We start from the raw sequence: 18,326 nt of genomic DNA on the forward strand, positions 1-18,326 counted from the left end.
GCTCGGCATCCTCATCAAGGGCCCCGAGGTCCTGGAGTCCACCCGCCGCGTCGACACCGTCGTCCTGGACAAGACCGGCACCGTCACCACCGGCCGCATGACCCTGCTGGCCGTCCACACCGCCGACGGCGTCGACGAGGACGTACTGCTGCGCCGCGCGGGAGCCGTCGAACACGCCTCGGAGCACCCCGTGGGCCGGGCGATCGCGGCCGGTGCCGCCGAACGCCTGGGCGCCCTGCCCGCCGCCGAGGGGTTCCGGAACGTCCCCGGACGCGGCGTGCACGCGCGCGTGGAGGGCCATGACGTGACCGTGGGCCGTCTCTTCGACTCCGTACCGCCCGAGGTGGCGGCCGCCGCCCGCGAGGCCGAGGAGGACGGACGTACGGCCGTCCTGGCCGGCTGGGACGGCGTGGCGCGCGGCGTCCTCGCGGTGGCCGACACCGTCAAGGAGAGCAGCGCGGAGGCCGTGGCGGAGCTGCGGCGGCTGGGGCTGCGCCCCGTTCTGCTCACCGGCGACAACCGGGCCGTCGCCGAGTCGGTCGCGCGGGACGTCGGCATCGGCGAGGTGATCGCGGAGGTCCTGCCCGAGGACAAGGTCGCCGTGGTCGAGCGGCTGCGCGCCGAGGGGCGTACGGTCGCCATGATCGGGGACGGGGTCAACGACGCCGCCGCGCTCGCCACCGCCGACCTCGGACTCGCGATGGGCACCGGGACGGACGCGGCGATCGAGGCGAGCGATCTGACGCTGGTCCGCGGTGACCTGCGGGTCGCGGCGGACGCCATCCGGCTCTCCCGCCGCACCCTCGCCACGATCAAGGGAAATCTGGTCTGGGCGTTCGGCTACAACGTGGCGGCGCTGCCGCTGGCCGCCGCCGGGCTGCTCAATCCGATGATCGCGGGCGCGGCGATGGCGTTCTCCTCGGTGTTCGTCGTGACCAACAGCCTTCGGCTGCGCAGATTTCGCTGAGGTCACATTTCGGCGAGGACGGGCTTCATCGCGGCCGAAACTGCCATTGCCTCTGGAGTCCGGCACGTCCCTCCCATAAACTCTTCACAAGGATCGCGCATCTTCCTTACGCTGGTTTCCGTTCGGGTCGAATCGCCCTCTTGCTCATCTACCGGACATGTGCAGGAGACGCGGATCACAGTGATCCGAACGTAACCATCGAAGGGGTTCGAAGGTCTAAATTGACACTGTCAGGGAGCGTCTTGGGGGGCGTGAACTGACAGCCGGGGATGTCTTGGGGGACGTCTCCGGGGATGCGTTGCCGGGGCACGTACACCGGGAAGCTTTGAGCGGCCCTCCCGGAGGTGCGCTGTCCCGGCAGACCGCAGCAGTACGCAGTACGACACAGCAGTACGAGCAGTACGCAGTGACAACGGCAGTTGTGCAACAACAGCGATTCAGGCGCTGGTTTCCACAGACGCCCGGCCGGATCCCGTGGGGGGAATCCGCACCGGGACACGGGAAGGCGCCCTGGTCGTCGGCCCGTGGGGGGACCGGCGCTGGGGCGCCTTCCGCTTGCCCGGCACACGGGCACCCGGCCGTACAGCCCTACGGCCCTACGGCCCTACGGCCCTACGGACGACGTACAGCCCTACGGCCATACGCAGAAGTCCCGCACCGCGCGGGGCGGTACGGGACTCACGGGGCGGGGCAGCGGCTCAGCGCGCCTCGACCGGGACGAAGTCACGCTCGACGACGCCCGTGTAGATCTGGCGCGGGCGGCCGATGCGCGAACCCGGCTCCTTGATCATCTCGTGCCACTGGGCGATCCAGCCCGGCAGCCGGCCGAGGGCGAACAGGACCGTGAACATCTCGGTCGGGAAGCCCATGGCCCGGTAGATCAGACCGGTGTAGAAGTCGACGTTCGGGTAGAGGCTGCGCGAGACGAAGTAGTCGTCGGAGAGCGCGTGCTCCTCCAGCTTCAGGGCGATGTCCAGCAGCTCGTCGGACTTGCCCAGGGCGGAGAGCACGTCGTGCGCGGCGGCCTTGATGATCTTGGCGCGCGGGTCGAAGTTCTTGTAGACCCGGTGGCCGAAGCCCATCAGGCGGACGCCGTCCTCCTTGTTCTTCACCTTGCGGATGAAGGTGTCGACGTCGCCGCCGGAGTCGCGGATGCCCTCCAGCATCTCCAGCACCGACTGGTTGGCGCCACCGTGCAGCGGGCCCCACAGCGCGTTGATGCCGGCGGAGATCGACGCGAACATGTTGGCCTGCGACGAGCCGACGAGGCGGACCGTCGAGGTCGAACAGTTCTGCTCGTGGTCCGCGTGCAGGATCAGCAGCTTGTCCAGGGCGGCGACGACCGTCGGGTCCAGCTCGTACTCCTGGGCCGGGACGGAGAACGTCATGCGCAGGAAGTTCTCGACGTAGCCGAGGTCGTTGCGCGGGTAGACGAACGGGTGGCCGACCGACTTCTTGTACGCGTACGCCGCGATCGTCGGAAGCTTGGCGAGCAGCCGGATCGTGGAGAGGTTGCGCTGCTGCTCGTCGAAGGGGTTGTGGCTGTCCTGGTAGAACGTGGACAGCGCGGAGACCACCGACGACAGCATGGCCATCGGGTGGGCGTCGCGCGGGAAGCCGCGGTAGAAGTTCTTGACGTCCTCGTGCAGCAGGGTGTGCTGGGTGATCTCGTCCTTGAACGACGACAGCTCGTCGACCGTCGGCAGCTCGCCGTTGATCAGCAGGTAGGCCACCTCCAGGAAGGTGGAGCGCTCGGCCAGCTGCTCGATCGGGTAGCCGCGGTACCGGAGGATGCCCGCCTCGCCGTCGAGGTACGTGATGGCGGATTTATAGGCGGCGGTGTTCCCGTAGCCGCTGTCCAGGGTGACCAGACCGGTCTGGGCGCGGAGCTTCCCGATGTCGAAGCCCTTGTCGCCGACGGTGCTGTCGATCACCGGGTAGGTGTACTCGCCATCGCCGTACCGCAGTACTACCGAGTTGTTGGTGTGCTCGCTCACGTCATCCCTCACCGACGTAGTGCCTCATCTTCGAGGTGCCCTGACTGTCTCTACCATCCCCCACTTGGCTCAGGAGAGTGCACTCGGGGTCGACCATCGGGCCCATTGGCGGCACTGAGTGCCGCCAACTTGCTCATCCTGCCCCCTCGGTCCCCCTTCGGGAAGTGGTCTGTGACCTTCACGACTCATTTGATCGATCATTTGTTACGTGACCGAAGCTCTTACGGAGCCGGAGGCCGTACACCGGAGGTCATACGAGGAGCCTGTGGTCCAGTGCCGTGCACCGGCGCCCGGCGGAGACCGTGCGCACGGCCTGTCCGATCGCCCTGCGCGAGCCGACGAGGACGACGAGCCTCTTCGCCCGGGTGACCGCCGTGTAGAGCAGGTTTCGCTGGAGCATCATCCAGGCGCCGGTGGTGACGGGGATGACGACCGCCGGGTACTCGCTGCCCTGGGAGCGGTGGATGGTCACGGCGTAGGCGTGGGCGAGTTCGTCCAGTTCGTCGAATTCGTACGGGACCTCCTCGTCCTCGTCGGTCAGGACCGTGAGGCGCTGCTCCACCGGGTCGAGCGCGGTGACGACGCCGACGGTGCCGTTGAAGACGCCGTTCTCGCCCTTCTCGTAGTTGTTGCGGATCTGGGTGACCTTGTCGCCGACGCGGAAGACCCGGCCGCCGAAGCGCTTCTCCGGGACGTCGGGGCGACCGGGGGTGACGGCCTGCTGGAGCAGTCCGTTGAGCGTGCCCGCGCCGGCCGGTCCCCGGTGCATGGGGGCGAGTACCTGTACGTCGCGGCGCGGGTCGAGGCCGAAGCGGGCGGGGAGGCGGCGGGCCGCGACGTCGACCGTGAGCCGTCCCGCCTCCTCCGTGTCGTCCTCGACGAAGAGGAAGAAGTCCTTCATCCCGTCGGTCAGCGGGTGCTGTCCGCTGTTGATCCGGTGGGCGTTGGTGACGACGCCGGACTGCTGGGCCTGCCGGAAGACGCGGGTGAGGCGGACGGCCGGTACGGGGCCGCCGTCGGCCAGCAGGTCCCGGAGCACCTCGCCGGCCCCGACGGACGGGAGCTGGTCGACGTCTCCGACGAAGAGGAGGTGGGCGCCCGGAGGCACCGCCTTGACCAGCTTGTTGGCGAGGAGCAGGTCCAGCATGGACGCCTCGTCGACGACGACCAGGTCGGCGTCGAGCGGGCGGTCCCGGTCGTACGCCGCGTCGCCGCCGGGCTTCAGCTCCAGCAGCCGGTGGACGGTGGACGCCTCGGCGCCGGTCAGCTCGGCGAGGCGCTTGGCGGCCCGCCCGGTCGGCGCCGCGAGCACGACCTTGGCCTTCTTCGCACGGGCCAGCTCCACGACCGACCGTACGGTGAACGACTTGCCGCAGCCGGGGCCGCCGGTGAGGACGGCGACCTTCTCGGTGAGGGCGAGCCGCACGGCCTGTTCCTGCTCGGGCGCGAGGTCGGTGCCGGTACGGCGCTTCAGCCAGCCGAGCGCCTTGTCCCAGGCGACGTCGCGGAAGGAGGGCATCCGGTCCTCGTCGGCCCGCAGCAGACGGCGCAACTGCCCTGCCAGGGACAGCTCGGCGCGGTGGAAGGGGACGAGGTAGACGGCGGTGACGGGGTCGCCGCCGGCGGGGTCGGGCACCTTCTCCCGTACGACGCCGGGGTCCTCGCCGTCCGCCGGTTCCGCCGCGAGTTCGGCGAGGCACTCGATGACGAGGCCGGTGTCGACCTGGAGGAGTTTCACCGCGTCCGCGATGAGCTTCTCCTCGGGGAGGTAGCAGTGGCCCTGGTCGGTGGCCTGGCTGAGGGCGTACTGGAGTCCGGCCTTCACCCGGTCCGGGCTGTCGTGCGGGATGCCGACGGACTGGGCGATCTTGTCGGCGGTGAGGAAGCCGATGCCCCAGACGTCGGAGGCGAGCCGGTAGGGCTGGTTCTTGACGACGGAGATCGAGGCGTCGCCGTACTTCTTGTAGATCCGGACGGCGATGGACGTGGAGACCTCCACCGACTGGAGGAAGAGCATGACCTCCTTGATCGCCTTCTGTTCCTCCCAGGCGTCGGCGATCTTCTTCGTCCGTTTCGGCCCGAGCCCCGGAACCTCGATGAGCCGCCGCGGCTCCTCCTCGATGATCTGGAGGGTCTCCACTCCGAAGTGCTGGGTGATCCGGTCGGCGAAGACCGGGCCGATGCCCTTGACCAGGCCGGAGCCGAGGTAGCGCCGGATGCCCTGGACGGTGGCGGGCAGGAGCGTCGTGTAGTTCTCGACGTGGAACTGCTTGCCGTACTGCGGGTGCGAGCCCCAGCGGCCCTCCATCCGCAGGGACTCCCCCGCCTGCGCGCCGAGCAGCGCACCGACGACCGTGAGGAGGTCACCGGCACCGCGGCCCGTGTCGACGCGGGCGACCGTGTAGCCGTTCTCCTCGTTGGCGTACGTGATGCGCTCCAGGACGCCTTCGAGGACGGCGAGTCGCCGTTCACCGGGGGGCGCGGCGGGATGGTTGGGCATGATCCGACGGTACCGGTGGGGTGTGACACGGGGCGGTCCGCCTGCCGTCACCCACAGAGGCGCTTTCTTCCTCCCGTTGATGACTTACCGCATTCACTGTGCAACCGTGAGCAACAGGTCATCTACGGCCGGATGTACCCCAACGCCGCATCCCTGGAGGAATCGTGGCACGTTTCCGCACGCGTTCGGCCCTGTTCGGCATGGCCGCGGTCCTCGTCGCCGGTGCTGTCGTCCCCGCGCAGGTCGCCGGGGCGCGGCCCGCCGCCGCGGCCGACCGTCAGTGGGCCGCCCTGGGTGACTCCTACACCGCCGGGGTCGTCAAGGCCGCGGGCGAGGTCTTCGAGTATCCGCGCGACGGCTGCGAGCGCACCGACCGGTCCTACCCCCAGGTCATCGACCGCGACCTCGGCTCGCTGCTTGACCTGACCAACGTCAGCTGCGGTGGCGCCACCGTAGAGAACGTCACCGACGTCCCCCAGGAGCCGACCGGCCGCAATTCGCCGCCCTTCCAGACGGACCCGGAGTACCCCTTCCCCCCGGTGCCGCCCCAGTCCGCGGCGGTCGGCCCGGACACGGACGTGATCACCGTCGGCGTCGGCGGGAACACCGCCGGCTTCGGCCAGATGCTCTCCGAATGCCCCCCGCTGGGCCTGCTCACCCTCGGCCTGGGCACGCCCTGCAAGGCGGCCCTGGCAGCTAACCTCCCGGCCCAGTTGGAGAAGACGCGCCAGGACTACGACCAGATGCTGACCGTGCTCCGGGAGCGCGCCCCCGGTGCGAAGATCCTGGCCGTCGGCTACCCCACGGTCGTCCCCGAGGACGTGTCCAAGTGCCGCTACGGCGACCCGACGCAGTTCGGCACGATCACCCGTGGCGACCTGGACTGGCTGCGCCGGAACCTCCTCGATCCCCTTAACGAGATCATCGAGACCTCGGCCGCGGCGCACGGGGCCGCCGGGTACGTCGACCTCGCCGACTCCTCCCGAGATCACAGCGTCTGCGACGCCGACAAGTGGGTGGAGGGCTTCGTCACACGCTCCGGCCGGCAGACCAACGTGCACCCCAATGTCCTCGGCCACCGCAACGCCGCCGATCACGTCGAGGCGGCGATCCTGAACGCGCTCACCTGAGACGCCGCTGCCGCACGGCGGTTGTTACGAAGATGTCGATCTTCGAGCGCCACCGTGCGGGCCCGTCGCACGTCTTCTCGGACGTCACGTCCGCAGTCCGAGAACGGTGTCCCTGAATGAGAGCCACGCGTCCCGCCCTCTTCGACAGCCTGCCTGCCCGCCCGATAGCCGCGGTCCTCGCCGCCTGTGGCGTCCTCGCCGGCGTCTACGTCGGACAGGGCGGCCTCGACACGGTCGTCGGCTGCGGGATCGCGCAGGACGCGTACGCCTCGCAGACCGCGTCGGACTGGGTGGCCAACGCGGACCATGTCGTCGTCGCGACGCCCACCTCGGAGAAGGAGGTCAACCGGGAGGACCTCACGGAGGGCACGGTCCAGTACACCGCCGACCGTCAGGTGTCCTTCCGCACGGACAAGGTCGTGTGGTCGGCCGGATCGCCGCGCCGGGCGATGGGCGACGGCTTCGACATGACGGCCCCCGGCTGGCGGGTCTACAAGAGCGGCACGCGCGTGAAGCGGACGGCGGCGGCAGCGCCCCGTCTGGAGCCGGACCACACGTACGTCCTCGCTCTGCGGTGGGTGGACGACGCGTGGGTCGTCCTCGGCGAGGGCGCGGCGGTCCCCTTCGACGACGGGGTCGCCGGGCAGGGCGAGTGGTGCGGGCGGGTTCTGTCCAAGGACGACGTCCGGTTGGGAGAACGGTTCTCCCGCAAGGACGACAACAGACTGGAGAAGGCGGTCTGGGGCCAGGGCGAGGAGGCGATCAGCGAGGCGCTGCGGTCGGTGAAGAAGTCCTGAGCGCCGTCAGGAACGGGGCGAAGGCGGCGTTCCCGAAGGTGAGGGTGGCCCTGGTCGGGGCCTTGGAATCGCGGACGCCTGTCTGGAAGATGCCGACAGCGACCTCTACGCAGTCGTTGCCGTCGTCCGGGCCCGAGTAAGACGACTTACGCCAGTTGTCCATGGGTGCCTCACAGCTCGCTCGCCAGCTGACTGATGAAATCGCGCGACCGTTTCGGGTCGAGTGACGCTGCTTCCACTCTACGGAAACGCGCTCGAAACGCACGGAGTTGCGCCTCGGCATCGATGAAGGCCGAGCCATGCGGCACATCGCGGACCACTGTGTCCAGCTTGGCCACGGGGCCGCCCGCATATCTCATCGTGCTGGCGGCCTCGGCGAAGCCGTCCAAGTCGAAAGGGATGACGCGCACGGTCACACGGTCCGTCTCGGATAGGTGCACCAGTTTTGCCAGTTGCGTCTGGGTGACAGCACGGTCACCCACTCTGATTCGCAGTGCCGACTCGTGGATCACCAGCTCGTACGGCATCGTGAACTGCTGGCGTCGCATGCGGTGGTTGACACGCATCTCAAGCTCGTCAGGCGCCAGTCGCGGTACCCGGGCCGAGAAGACCGCGCGGGCGTAGTCCTCCGTCTGGAGAAGCCCGGGTACATACAGGATCGCCACCTCCCGCAGGAACGTGGCGTGGTGGTCCAGCTCGGCCAGGTCCAGGAACGACGTGGGCAGCAAGCCCCGGTATTCCTCCCACCACCCGCGTGTCCGGTCCGTGGCCATCGCGACGAGGGCGTCGATGAACTCCTCGTCCACACAGGCGTAGTGCGACGCCAGACGGCGCAGCCGCTTCTCGCTCACGCCCGCGAGCGCCGACTCGATGTGGGTGATCTGGGCCGGGCTCACGCCCAGCAGTGCCGCCGCCTGGCGTGAGGTGAGGTCTGCCGCCTCGCGGAGCCGCCGCAACTCCGTGGCCAAGCGCATCTGCCGTGCTGTTGGTTCGCGCCTCAAAGCTTCGATCGCTCCCTGCATCAACGCGCCCGCGAGCGCGACTCGTTCGGGGTCAGATTACGCGACCGGCTTGCGGCATCTCTAGATTTAGATTTACCGTCGGTGACGTAACGCACACAGTGCGTCCCTCTCCCCCTCACCCGACGGAGTCGATGCCGCATGTCCGGAAACGAACCCTGGGAATACTCCCTCTACATCCCCAACGACCTCCGTGCCGTCACCGTCAGCCGACGCACCCTCCGGCTCATCCTCACGATGCACGGGCTCATCCGGCTCGTCGACGTGGCCGAGCTGCTCGCCGCCGAGCTGGTGTCCAACGCCGTGCGGCACACCAAGGGGCCGGCCGCCCTGCGGGTGCGGTGGGCCCCGCCCGGGACGCTGCGGATCGGAGCGTGGGACACCGATCCCGAGCCTCCCGAGTCGCCCCCGGCACTCCCCGCCCCGGACGACTCCGAGGACGGGCGCGGACTCACCCTCGTACGGGCCTGTTCCGATCTCTGGGGGTGGCATCCGCTGGCCGCCGACGGCAACCGGGGCAAGTACGTCTGGTGCGAGCTGGGAAGTCACGATTCGGTCTCGGCCACCCTCACCCCCTTGCCAGCCGCTCATGTAATCGATTCCAATCCCTCTCTGTAATCGATTCCACGAGGAGGTGGAACGGCGATGGCGAGCATCAAGGACGTCGCCGCCGAGGCGGGCGTCTCCGTCGCCACGGTGTCGCGCGTGCTCAACGGGCACCCGTCCGTCAGTGACGGTGCCCGGCAGCGTGTGCGGGACGCCGTCGCGGCGCTCGGCTACCGGCCCAACGCCGTCGCCCGGTCGCTGCGGACCGACCAGACCCGCACCCTCGGCCTGGTCATCAGCGACGTCATGAACCCGTACTTCACCGAGCTGGCCCGCTCCGTCGAGGAAGAGGCCCGCGCGCTCGGGTACAGCGTCATCATCGGCAACGCCGACGAGCGGCCCGATCTGCAGGACCACCATGTGACGACGCTGCTCGACCGGCGGATCGACGGGCTGCTGGTGTCACCCACCGACGGTGGGTCGCCCCGCATGCTGGAGGCCGCCCGGGGCGGTACCCCGATGGTCTTCGTCGACCGGTGGATACCGGGCGTCGACGTGCCCGTGGTGCGCTCCGACGGGCAGGCCGCCGTGCGGGACCTCGTCGCGCATCTGCACCGCCTCGGGCACCGGCGCCTCGCCATCATCGCCGGGCCCGCCGCCACCACCACCGGCCGCGAGCGCGTGGAGGCGTTCCGGGACGCGCTCGCCGCGTACGGGCTTCCGCTCCCGGACGCCTACATCGGGCAGGGCGACTTCCGGGCCGGCAGCGGGCGGCGCGTCACCGAGGGGTTCCTCGACCTGCCCGAGCCGCCGGACGTGGTCTTCGCCGCCGACAACCTGATGGCGCTCGGCGCGCTCGACGCCGTACGCGCCCGCGGCCTGCGCGTACCCGACGATCTCGCCCTCGCCGCCTTCGACGACATCCCCTGGTTCGTGCACACCGACCCGCCGGTCACCGCGATCGCCCAGCCCACCCACCGGCTGGGGCGGGCCGCCGTGCGCGCGCTGGTCGACCGCATCGCCGGGCGGCCCGGCGAGTCCGTGACGTTGCCGGCGCGGCTCGTCGTACGCCGTTCCTGCGGCGAAGCACCACCACAGCAATCCCCCGTACAAAGGAGTACGACGTGAGCAACCCTGACGAGTTGCTGCGCATCGAGGGCATCCGCAAGACCTTCCCCGGCGTGATCGCGCTCGACGGCGTGGACTTCGATCTGCGCCGCGGCGAGGTGCATGTACTGCTCGGTGAGAACGGTGCCGGGAAAAGCACCCTCATCAAGACGCTCTCCGGTGCGCACACACCCGACGCCGGCCGCATCCTGGTCGGCGGCGAGGAGGTGCGCATCAACAGTGCGCAGGACTCCGAGCGGCTCGGGATCGCCACCATCTACCAGGAGTTCAACCTGGTGCCGGAGCTGACCGTCGCCGAGAACATCTTCCTCGGACGGCAGCCCCGGCGGCTCGGGATGATCGACCGGAAGACGATGGACGCCGACGCGGCCGAGCTGCTGAAGCGGGTCGGGGTCGACGTGTCCCCCCGTACCCGCGTCCGCGAACTCGGTATCGCGCGGCTCCAGATGGTCGAGATCGCCAAGGCGCTCAGCCTCGACGCGCGCGTGCTCATCATGGACGAGCCGACCGCCGTCCTCACCTCCGAGGAGGTCGAGAAGCTCTTCGCCATCGTGCGGCGGCTGCGCGAGGACGGGGTGGGGATCGTCTTCATCACCCATCACCTGGAGGAGATCGCCGCCCTCGGTGACCGCGTCACCGTCATCCGCGATGGCGCGAGCGTCGGGCAGGTGCCCGCCTCCACCCCCGAGGACGAACTCGTCCGGCTCATGGTGGGACGCTCCATCGAGCAGCAGTACCCCAGGGAGCGGGGCGACGGCGCGGGCGACGCGCTGCTGAAGGTCGAGGGGCTCACCCGCGACGGTGTCTTCCACGACATCAGCTTCGACGTGCGCGCCGGTGAGGTCGTCGGGATCGCCGGGCTCGTCGGGGCCGGGCGGACCGAGGTCGTCCGGGCCGTGTTCGGGGCCGATCCCTACGACCAGGGGAGCGTGCGGGTCGCGGGCGCCGCCCTGCGCGCGCACGACGTCAACGCCGCCATGGCCGCCGGGATCGGGCTCGTGCCCGAGGACCGCAAGGGGCAGGGGCTCGTCCTCGACGCCTCGGTGGAGGAGAACCTGGGACTGGTGACACTGCGCTCCACCTCCCGGGGCGGGCTCGTCGACCTCAAGGGGCAGCACACCGCCGCCGCCCGGATCGCCGGACAGCTCGGCGTGCGCATGGCCGGTCTCGGCCAGCACGTCCGCACCCTCTCCGGCGGCAACCAGCAGAAGGTCGTCATCGGCAAGTGGCTGCTCGCCGACACCAAGGTGCTCATCCTCGACGAGCCGACGCGCGGCATCGACGTCGGCGCCAAGGTCGAGATCTACCAGCTGATCAACGAACTGACCGCACAGGGCGCCGCCGTCCTCATGATCTCCAGTGACCTGCCCGAGGTGCTCGGCATGAGCGACCGCGTGCTGGTCATGGCCCAGGGCCGGATCGCCGGCGAGCTGACTGCCGAAGAGGCCAGCCAGGACGCCGTCATGGCACTCGCCGTGAGCAACACGAACCACAGCAACGGAACGGGGGCCAACGGTGGCCACTGACACTCTCGACAGCAAGCCCGGCGGCCTGCGCCGCCTCCTGCTCGACAACGGCGCGCTCACCGCGCTGATCGTCCTCGTCATCGCCATGTCGGCGCTGTCCGGTGACTTCCTGACCACGGACAACCTGCTCAACGTCGGCGTCCAGGCGGCCGTGACCGCCATCCTCGCCTTCGGTGTCACCTTCGTCATCGTCTCGGCCGGCATCGACCTGTCGGTCGGGTCCGTCGCCGCGCTCTCCGCCACCGTGCTCGCCTGGACCGCCGCCGAGGGCGGCGTGCCGGTGCCCATAGCGGTGCTGCTGGCCGTCGTCACCGGTATCGCCTGCGGTCTCGTCAACGGCTTCCTCGTCTCGTACGGGAAACTGCCGCCGTTCATCGCGACGCTGGCGATGCTGTCGGTGGGGCGTGGACTGTCGCTCGTCATCTCGCAGGGCTCGCCGATCCCGTTCCCCGACTCCGTCTCGCACCTCGGTGACACCCTCGGCGGCTGGCTGCCGGTGCCCGTCCTTGTCATGGTCGTGATGGGGCTCGTCACCGCCTTCGTGCTGGGACGGACGTACATCGGCCGGTCCATGTACGCCATCGGCGGCAACGAGGAGGCCGCGCGCCTGTCCGGGCTGCGGGTCAAGCGGCAGAAGCTCGCCGTCTACGCCTTCTCCGGACTGTTCGCCGCCGCCGCGGGCATCGTGCTGGCCTCCCGGCTCTCCTCCGCGCAGCCGCAGGCCGCCCAGGGGTACGAGCTCGACGCCATCGCCGCCGTCGTCATCGGCGGCGCCTCGCTCGCCGGCGGTACCGGCAAGGCGTCCGGCACCCTGATCGGCGCGCTGATCCTCGCGGTGCTGCGCAACGGGCTCAACCTGCTCTCCGTCTCCGCGTTCTGGCAGCAGGTCGTCATCGGTGTCGTCATCGCCCTGGCGGTGCTCCTGGACACGGTGCGCCGCAAGGCCGGGGCCAGTCCCGCTCCGGCCGGTGCCTCCGGCGGGGGCAGGAAGAAGCAGGCGCTCACCTACGTCCTCGCGGCCGTCGTCGCCGTGGCCGTCGTCGGCGCGACCTCGCTGCTGCACGGCGGGTCGGACGAGGGCAAGAAGCAGAAGATCGGGCTTTCGCTGTCCACGCTCAACAACCCCTTCTTCGTCCAGATCCGGGCCGGCGCGCAGGAGGAGGCGGAGAAGCGCGGCGTGGACCTGACCGTCACCGACGCGCAGAACGACGCCTCCCAGCAGGCCAACCAGGTGCAGAACTTCACCAGTGAGGGGCTGTCGTCGGTCATCGTCAATCCGGTGGACTCCGACGCCGCCGGGCCCTCGGTGCGCTCGGCCAACAAGGCGGACATCCCCGTCGTCGCCGTCGACCGGGGCGTCACCGACGCCGACACCGCCGCGCTGGTCGCCTCCGACAACGTCGAGGGCGGTGAGCTGGGCGCCAAGGCCCTCGCCGAGAAGCTCGGCGGCAAGGGCACCATCGTGATCCTCCAGGGACAGGCCGGTACGTCCGCCAGCCGGGAGCGCGGCGCCGGTTTCGCCGCCGGGCTGAAGGAGTACCCGGGCATCAAGGTGGTCGCCAAGCAGCCCGCGGACTTCGACCGCACCAAGGGCCTGGACGTGATGACCAACCTGTTCCAGGCGCACCCCGACATCAAGGGCGTCTTCGCGGAGAACGACGAGATGGCGCTCGGCGCGATCAAGGCGCTGGGTTCGAAAGCCGGGAAGTCGGTGCAGGTCGTCGGGTTCGACGGCACGCCGGACGGGCTGAAGGCCGTACAGAACGGCACGCTGTACGCGTCGGTGGCCCAGCAGCCCAAGCAGCTCGGCCGGATCGCCGTTCAGAACGCGCTGCGCGCCGCCGAGGGCAAGAAGACCGAGGAGACGGTGAAGGTACCGGTGAAGGTCGTCACCGCGGCCAACGTGGCCGGCTTCGACGGCTGAGCCCGTCCGTCGAGGCTCCATTCATCGAGGCTCCATCCATCGAGCGGGAGACTGACTCATGTACGACTACGACCTGCTGGTCGTGGGGTCGGCCAACGCCGACCTGGTGATCGGCGTCGAACGCCGGCCGGCCGTCGGCGAGACGGTGCTCGGCACCGACCTGGCCGTCCACCCGGGCGGCAAGGGCGCCAACCAGGCGGTCGCCGCCGCCCGGCTGGGGGCGCGCACCGCGCTGCTGGCCAAGGTCGGCGACGACGAGCACGGCCGGCTGCTGCTCGACTCACAGCGCGCGGCCGGTGTCGACACGGTGGGTGTGCTGGTGGGCGACGTGCCGACCGGGGTCGCGCTGATCACCGTGGACCCGTCGGGCGACAACAGCATCGTCGTCTCGCCGGGCGCGAACGGCCGGCTGACCCCGGCCGACGTCCGGGCCGCGACCAGCCTGTTCCACGCCTCACGGGTGGTCTCCGTGATGCTGGAGATCCCGCTGGAGACGGTCGAGGAGGTCGTACGGAGCCTCGCGCCGGGCAGTCGCCTCGTCCTCAATCCGTCGCCGCCGCGTCCGCTGCCCCGGCAGGTGATGGACGCCTGCGACCCGCTCATCGTCAACGAGCACGAGGCGAAGGTCATCCTCGGCGCCTCGGCCGTGAGCGACGAACCCGAGGACTGGGCCCGCATCCTGCTGGCGAAGGGCCCCCGGTCGGTGGTCGTCACCCTGGGGGCTCAGGGCGCGCTGGTGGCGTCGGCCGAGGGCGTGACGCGGGTGGAGTCGGTGGCGGTGGAGGCCGTGGACACCACCGGCGCGGGTGACGCGTTCACAGCGGCGCTCGCCTACCGGCTGGGCACGGGCGCGTCGCTCGCCGAGGCGGCGGCGTACGCGGCCCGGGTCGGGGCGGCGGCCGTGACGAAAGCGGGGGCGCAGGAGTCGTACCCGACGGCGACGGAGGTCGAGGCACTGTGAAGAAGGCCGGGATACTCAACCGCCACCTCGCGGGCGCGCTCGCCGAGCTGGGACACGGGGACGGCGTCCTCGTGTGCGACGCCGGGATGCCGATCCCGGACGGGCCGCGCGTCGTGGACCTGGCGTTCCGGGCCGGGGTGCCGTCCTTCGCCGAGGTGCTGGAGGGGCTCCTGGAGGAGCTGGTCGTCGAGGGCGGTACGGCGGCGACCGAGGTCCGGGAGGCGAACCCGGAGGCGTCCGCGCTGCTCGACGCCCGGGTGCCCGCGCTGGAAGCCGTCCCGCACGAGAGGCTGAAGGACCTGTCGCGGAACGCCCGGCTGGTGGTGCGGACCGGCGAGGCCCGCCCGTACGCCAACGTCCTGCTCCGCTGCGGCGTGTTCTTCTGACCTGGTGCGGAAACACTTCGGGGGCCCGGTTCACCGACCGGGCCCCCTCGCGTTTCCCCTCCCCCAGGACTCCGCGATCCCCCCAGATCTCCCCCTGCGGGTGTCCTGATGCCAAGTACGACACGCTGGGTGCGGAAAGGGTTGCACGGCTTCCAGAATTTTTTTTCGCGCGGTCCGTCGCGCCTACACCGCGTGCTCCACGAACCGCCGGGCCGTCTCCGCCAGGACCTCGCGGCCGTCCCGCGCCCACAGGCCCTCGTTGAACAGTTCCACCTCGATGGGGCCGGTGTAGCCGGCCTCCTCGACGTACGCCTTCCACTCCCGCATGTCGATCGCGCCGTCGCCGATCTGACCGCGGCCGTTGAGGACGCCCTCGGGGAGCGGGGTGGTCCAGTCGGCGAGCTGGAAGGTGTGGATGCGGCCGCCGGCGCCCGCGCGGGCGATCTGCTCCGGCGCCCGGTCGTCCCACCAGATGTGGTACGTGTCCACGGTGACGCCGACCTGGTGGGCGGGGAACCGCTCGGCGAGGTCCAGGGCCTGGGTCAGGGTGGAGACGACACAGCGGTCCGAGGCGTACATCGGGTGCAGTGCCTCGATGGCGAGGCGGACGCCGTGCCGCTCGGCGTAGGGGCCGAGTTCGGCGAGGGCGTCGGCGATGCGTTCGCGGGCGCCGTGCAGGTCCCGGGAGCCGGCGGGCAGGCCGCCGGAGACGAGGACGAGGGTGTCGGTGCCGAGGGTGGCGGCCTCGTCGACGGCTCGGCGGTTGTCGGCCAGGGCCTTCGTCCGCTCGCCCGGGTCGGACGCGGTCAGGAAGCCGCCCCGGCACAGGGTGGTGACGGTCAGGCCCGCGTCGCGGACCAGCTTGGCCGCCGCCTCCACGCCGTACTCCTGTACGGGCTCGCGCCACAGCCCGACGTTGGTGACGCCCAGTCCGGCGCAGGCGTCGGCGAGTTCGGGCAGGGAGAGCTGCTTGACCGTCATCTGGTTGATGGAGAAGCGGGACAGGTCGGTCACTGGTTCACTCCGTGCAGCGACAGGAGGGTCCGCATCCGGTCCTCCGCCAGTTTCGGGTCGGGGAACAGGCCGAGGGAGTCGGCGAGTTCGTAGGCGCGGGCGAGGTGCGGCAGGGAGCGGGCCGACTGGAGGCCGCCGACCATCGTGAAGTGGGACTGGTGGCCGGAGAGCCAGGCCAGGAACACCACGCCGGTCTTGTAGAAGCGGGTGGGCGCCTGGAAGAGGTGCCGGGAGAGTTCGACGGTGGGGTCGAGGAGGGCGCGGAAGCCGTCGGTGTCGCCGGTGTCCAGGACGCGGACCGCCTCGGCGGCGAGCGGGCCCAGCGGGTCGAAGATGCCGAGCAGGGCGTGGCTGAAGCCCTGGTCGTCGCCAGCGATCAGCTCGGGGTAGTTGAAGTCGTCGCCGGTGTAGCAGCGGACGCCCTGCGGCAGACGGCGGCGCAGGTCGACCTCGCGCTCCGCGTCGAGCAGGGAGACCTTGATGCCGTCGACCTTGTCGGGGTGGGCGGCGATGACCTGGAGGAAGGTGTCGGTGGCCGCGTCCAGGTCGGACGAGCCCCAGTAGCCCTCAAGGGCCGGGTCGAACATGGGGCCCAGCCAGTGCAGGATCACGGGGTCGGCGGCCTGGCGCAGCAGGTGACCGTAGACCTCCAGGTACTCCTCGGGGCCGCGGGCGGTGGCGGCGAGGGCGCGGGAGGCCATGAGGATGGCCTGGGCGCCCGACTCCTCCACGACGGCGAGCTGTTCCTCGTAGGCGGCGCGGATGTCGGCCAGGGTGCCCGCGGCGAGCTGGTCGGTGCCGACGCCGCAGGCGATGCGGCCGCCGACGGACTTCGCCTCGGCGGCGCTGCGGCGGATCAGCTCGGCGGCGCCCGCCCAGTCCAGGCCCATGCCGCGCTGGGCGGTGTCCATGGCCTCGGCGACGCCCAGGCCGTGGGACCACAGATGGCGGCGGAAGGCGAGGGTGGCGTCCCAGTCGACGGCGGCCGGGGAGTCCGGCGACACATCGGCGAACGGGTCGGCGACGACGTGCGCGGCGGAGAAGACCGTACGGGAGGTGAAAGCGCTTCCTCCGGAGAGGGCCAGGGGTTCGGTACGGGGCTCGTAGACGCGCGGGCGGCCGTCCGCGCCCGGCAGGTGGAGGGTCACAGCGCGATCTCCGGCACGTCGAGGCGGCGGCCCTCCGCCGAGGACCTGAGCCCCAGTTCGGCGAGCTGGACGCCGCGGGCGCCGGCCAGGAGGTCCCAGTGGTAGGGGGCGTCGGCGTAGACGTGGCGCAGGAACAGCTCCCACTGGGCCTTGAAGCCGTTGTCGAACTCGCCGTTGTCGGGGACCTGCTGCCACTGGTCGCGGAAGGCCTCGGTGGCGGGGATGTCGGGGTTCCAGACCGGCTTCGGGGTGGCGCTGCGGTGCTGGACGCGGCAGTCGCGCAGGCCCGCGACCGCCGAGCCTTCCGTGCCGTCGACCTGGAACTCGACCAGTTCGTCGCGGTTGACGCGGACCGCCCAGGAGGAGTTGATCTGGGCGATCGCGCCGCCGTCCAGCTCGAAGACGCCGTACGCGGCGTCGTCGGCGGTGGCGTCGTAGGGCTTGCCGTTCTCGTCCCAGCGCTGCGGGATGTGGGTGGCGGTGAGGGCCTGGACGGACTTCACGCGGCCGAACAGCTCGTGCAGGACGTACTCCCAGTGCGGGAACATGTCGACGACGATGCCGCCGCCGTCCTCGGAGCGGTAGTTCCAGGAGGGGCGCTGCGCGGACTGCCAGTCGCCCTCGAAGACCCAGTAGCCGAACTCGCCGCGCACGGAGAGGACGCGGCCGAAGAAGCCGCCGTCGATGAGGCGCTTCAGCTTGAGCAGGCCCGGCAGGAACAGCTTGTCCTGGACGACGCCGTGCTTGATGCCGGCCGCGTTCGCGAGGCGGGCCAGTTCCAGGGCGCCGTCGAGGCCGGTGGCGGTCGGCTTCTCGGTGTAGACGTGCTTGCCCGCGGCGATCGCCTTCCTGATCGCCTCCTCGCGGGCGGAGGTCACCTGGGCGTCGAAGTAGATGTCGACGCTGTCGTCGGCGAGGACCGCGTCCACGTCCGTCGAGACGTGCTCCAGGCCGTGCCGCTCGGCGAGCGCCTTGAGCGCGTACTCGCGGCGGCCGACCAGGACCGGCTCCGGCCACAGCACCGTGCCGTCGCCGAGGTCGAGTCCGCCCTGGTCGCGCAGGGCGAGGATCGAGCGGACGAGGTGCTGGCGGTAGCCCATGCGTCCGGTCACGCCGTTCATGGCGATGCGCACCGTCTTGCGTGTCACGTCATTCCCTTCGTACGCGGTCCGCGTGCCGCGTACGCCCCACCGTTCACTGGCTGACTGGTGAGTGACACAGCAAGCGCTTTCTATCTGATACGAAGCTAGCCTGTGCACGGTGGTCCGGACAAGACCGCCGCC

General features: G+C 70.5%; 16 protein-coding genes. 9 read left to right on the forward strand and 7 right to left on the reverse strand.

Features of this window, described 5'->3' with window-relative positions; translation table 11 throughout:
• Positions 1-967, forward strand: a 967-nt coding sequence (locus tag UW392_RS18580; protein ID WP_320776143.1) for an HAD-IC family P-type ATPase, incomplete at its 5' end; no start/stop codon positions are given.
• A 698-nt stretch (positions 968-1,665) separates the two neighbouring features.
• Here UW392_RS18580 and UW392_RS18585 read toward each other — a convergent pair.
• A complete protein-coding gene (locus tag UW392_RS18585; RefSeq protein WP_320776144.1) occupies positions 1,666-2,976 on the reverse strand; it encodes a citrate synthase in 1,311 nt (436 codons plus the stop codon).
• Between the two features lie 238 nt (positions 2,977-3,214).
• A complete protein-coding gene (locus UW392_RS18590) occupies positions 3,215-5,464 on the reverse strand; it encodes an ATP-dependent RecD-like DNA helicase (protein ID WP_320776145.1) in 2,250 nt (749 codons plus the stop codon).
• A 164-nt stretch (positions 5,465-5,628) separates the two neighbouring features.
• Between UW392_RS18590 and UW392_RS18595 the strand changes: the two genes are divergently transcribed.
• Both UW392_RS18595 and UW392_RS18600 read left to right on the forward strand, forming a co-directional pair.
• Positions 5,629-6,594 (forward strand): SGNH/GDSL hydrolase family protein, encoded by a 966-nt coding sequence (locus tag UW392_RS18595; RefSeq protein ID WP_320776146.1) that lies wholly within the window; start codon positions 5,629-5,631, stop codon positions 6,592-6,594.
• Between the two features lie 116 nt (positions 6,595-6,710).
• Complete coding sequence (locus tag UW392_RS18600; protein WP_320776147.1) at positions 6,711-7,391, forward strand: hypothetical protein; 681 nt, start codon at positions 6,711-6,713, stop codon at positions 7,389-7,391.
• Here the strand turns inward: UW392_RS18600 and UW392_RS18605 are convergent.
• Entirely contained in the window at positions 7,357-7,554 is a 198-nt protein-coding gene (locus UW392_RS18605) for a DUF397 domain-containing protein (RefSeq protein ID WP_320776148.1), read from the reverse strand. The two genes, UW392_RS18600 and UW392_RS18605, sit on opposite strands and share 35 nt — an antisense overlap.
• A 7-nt stretch (positions 7,555-7,561) precedes the next feature.
• The gene (locus UW392_RS18610) at positions 7,562-8,413 is read right to left on the reverse strand and encodes a helix-turn-helix transcriptional regulator (protein ID WP_320776149.1); all 852 of its coding nucleotides are present in this window, start codon (positions 8,411-8,413) and stop codon (positions 7,562-7,564) included.
• 138 nt (positions 8,414-8,551) lie between these two features.
• Here UW392_RS18610 and UW392_RS18615 point away from each other — a divergent pair, with 138 nt between their 5' ends.
• From UW392_RS18615 to rbsD, 6 genes are read left to right on the forward strand one after another with little or no spacing between them, the layout of a single operon-like run.
• The gene (locus tag UW392_RS18615; RefSeq protein WP_320776150.1) at positions 8,552-9,028 is read left to right on the forward strand and encodes an ATP-binding protein; all 477 of its coding nucleotides are present in this window, start codon (positions 8,552-8,554) and stop codon (positions 9,026-9,028) included.
• 27 nt (positions 9,029-9,055) lie between these two features.
• Complete coding sequence (locus UW392_RS18620) at positions 9,056-10,084, forward strand: LacI family DNA-binding transcriptional regulator (protein WP_320776151.1); 1,029 nt, start codon at positions 9,056-9,058, stop codon at positions 10,082-10,084.
• Complete coding sequence (locus UW392_RS18625; RefSeq protein WP_320776152.1) at positions 10,081-11,610, forward strand: sugar ABC transporter ATP-binding protein; 1,530 nt, start codon at positions 10,081-10,083, stop codon at positions 11,608-11,610. Before UW392_RS18620 ends, UW392_RS18625 begins: the two co-directional genes overlap by 4 nt.
• The gene (locus tag UW392_RS18630; protein WP_320776153.1) at positions 11,600-13,534 is read left to right on the forward strand and encodes a substrate-binding domain-containing protein; all 1,935 of its coding nucleotides are present in this window, start codon (positions 11,600-11,602) and stop codon (positions 13,532-13,534) included. The genes UW392_RS18625 and UW392_RS18630 overlap by 11 nt, the downstream gene beginning before the upstream one ends.
• A 58-nt stretch (positions 13,535-13,592) precedes the next feature.
• On the forward strand, positions 13,593-14,495 hold the full coding sequence (locus UW392_RS18635; RefSeq protein ID WP_320776154.1) for a ribokinase: 903 nt from the start codon (positions 13,593-13,595) through the stop codon (positions 14,493-14,495).
• Positions 14,492-14,881: a D-ribose pyranase gene (gene rbsD, locus UW392_RS18640; protein WP_320776155.1), complete on the forward strand. Its 390-nt coding sequence runs from the start codon at positions 14,492-14,494 to the stop codon at positions 14,879-14,881. The genes UW392_RS18635 and rbsD overlap by 4 nt, the downstream gene beginning before the upstream one ends.
• Before the next feature lie 183 nt (positions 14,882-15,064).
• On the opposite strand, the gene UW392_RS18645 is transcribed toward rbsD, so the two are convergent.
• Genes UW392_RS18645 through UW392_RS18655 form a run of 3 tightly spaced genes read right to left on the reverse strand, consistent with a single transcriptional unit; the run spans position 15,065 to position 18,191 of the window.
• Positions 15,065-15,895 (reverse strand): sugar phosphate isomerase/epimerase family protein, encoded by an 831-nt coding sequence (locus UW392_RS18645; RefSeq protein WP_320776156.1) that lies wholly within the window; start codon positions 15,893-15,895, stop codon positions 15,065-15,067.
• Positions 15,892-17,043 (reverse strand): dihydrodipicolinate synthase family protein, encoded by a 1,152-nt coding sequence (locus tag UW392_RS18650; RefSeq protein ID WP_320776157.1) that lies wholly within the window; start codon positions 17,041-17,043, stop codon positions 15,892-15,894. The genes UW392_RS18645 and UW392_RS18650 overlap by 4 nt, the downstream gene beginning before the upstream one ends.
• A complete protein-coding gene (locus UW392_RS18655) occupies positions 17,040-18,191 on the reverse strand; it encodes a Gfo/Idh/MocA family oxidoreductase (RefSeq protein ID WP_320776158.1) in 1,152 nt (383 codons plus the stop codon). Before UW392_RS18655 ends, UW392_RS18650 begins: the two co-directional genes overlap by 4 nt.
• Positions 18,192-18,326 lie beyond the last annotated feature (135 nt).

The sequence above is a fragment of the Streptomyces sp. CRN 30 genome (assembly GCF_034105845.1).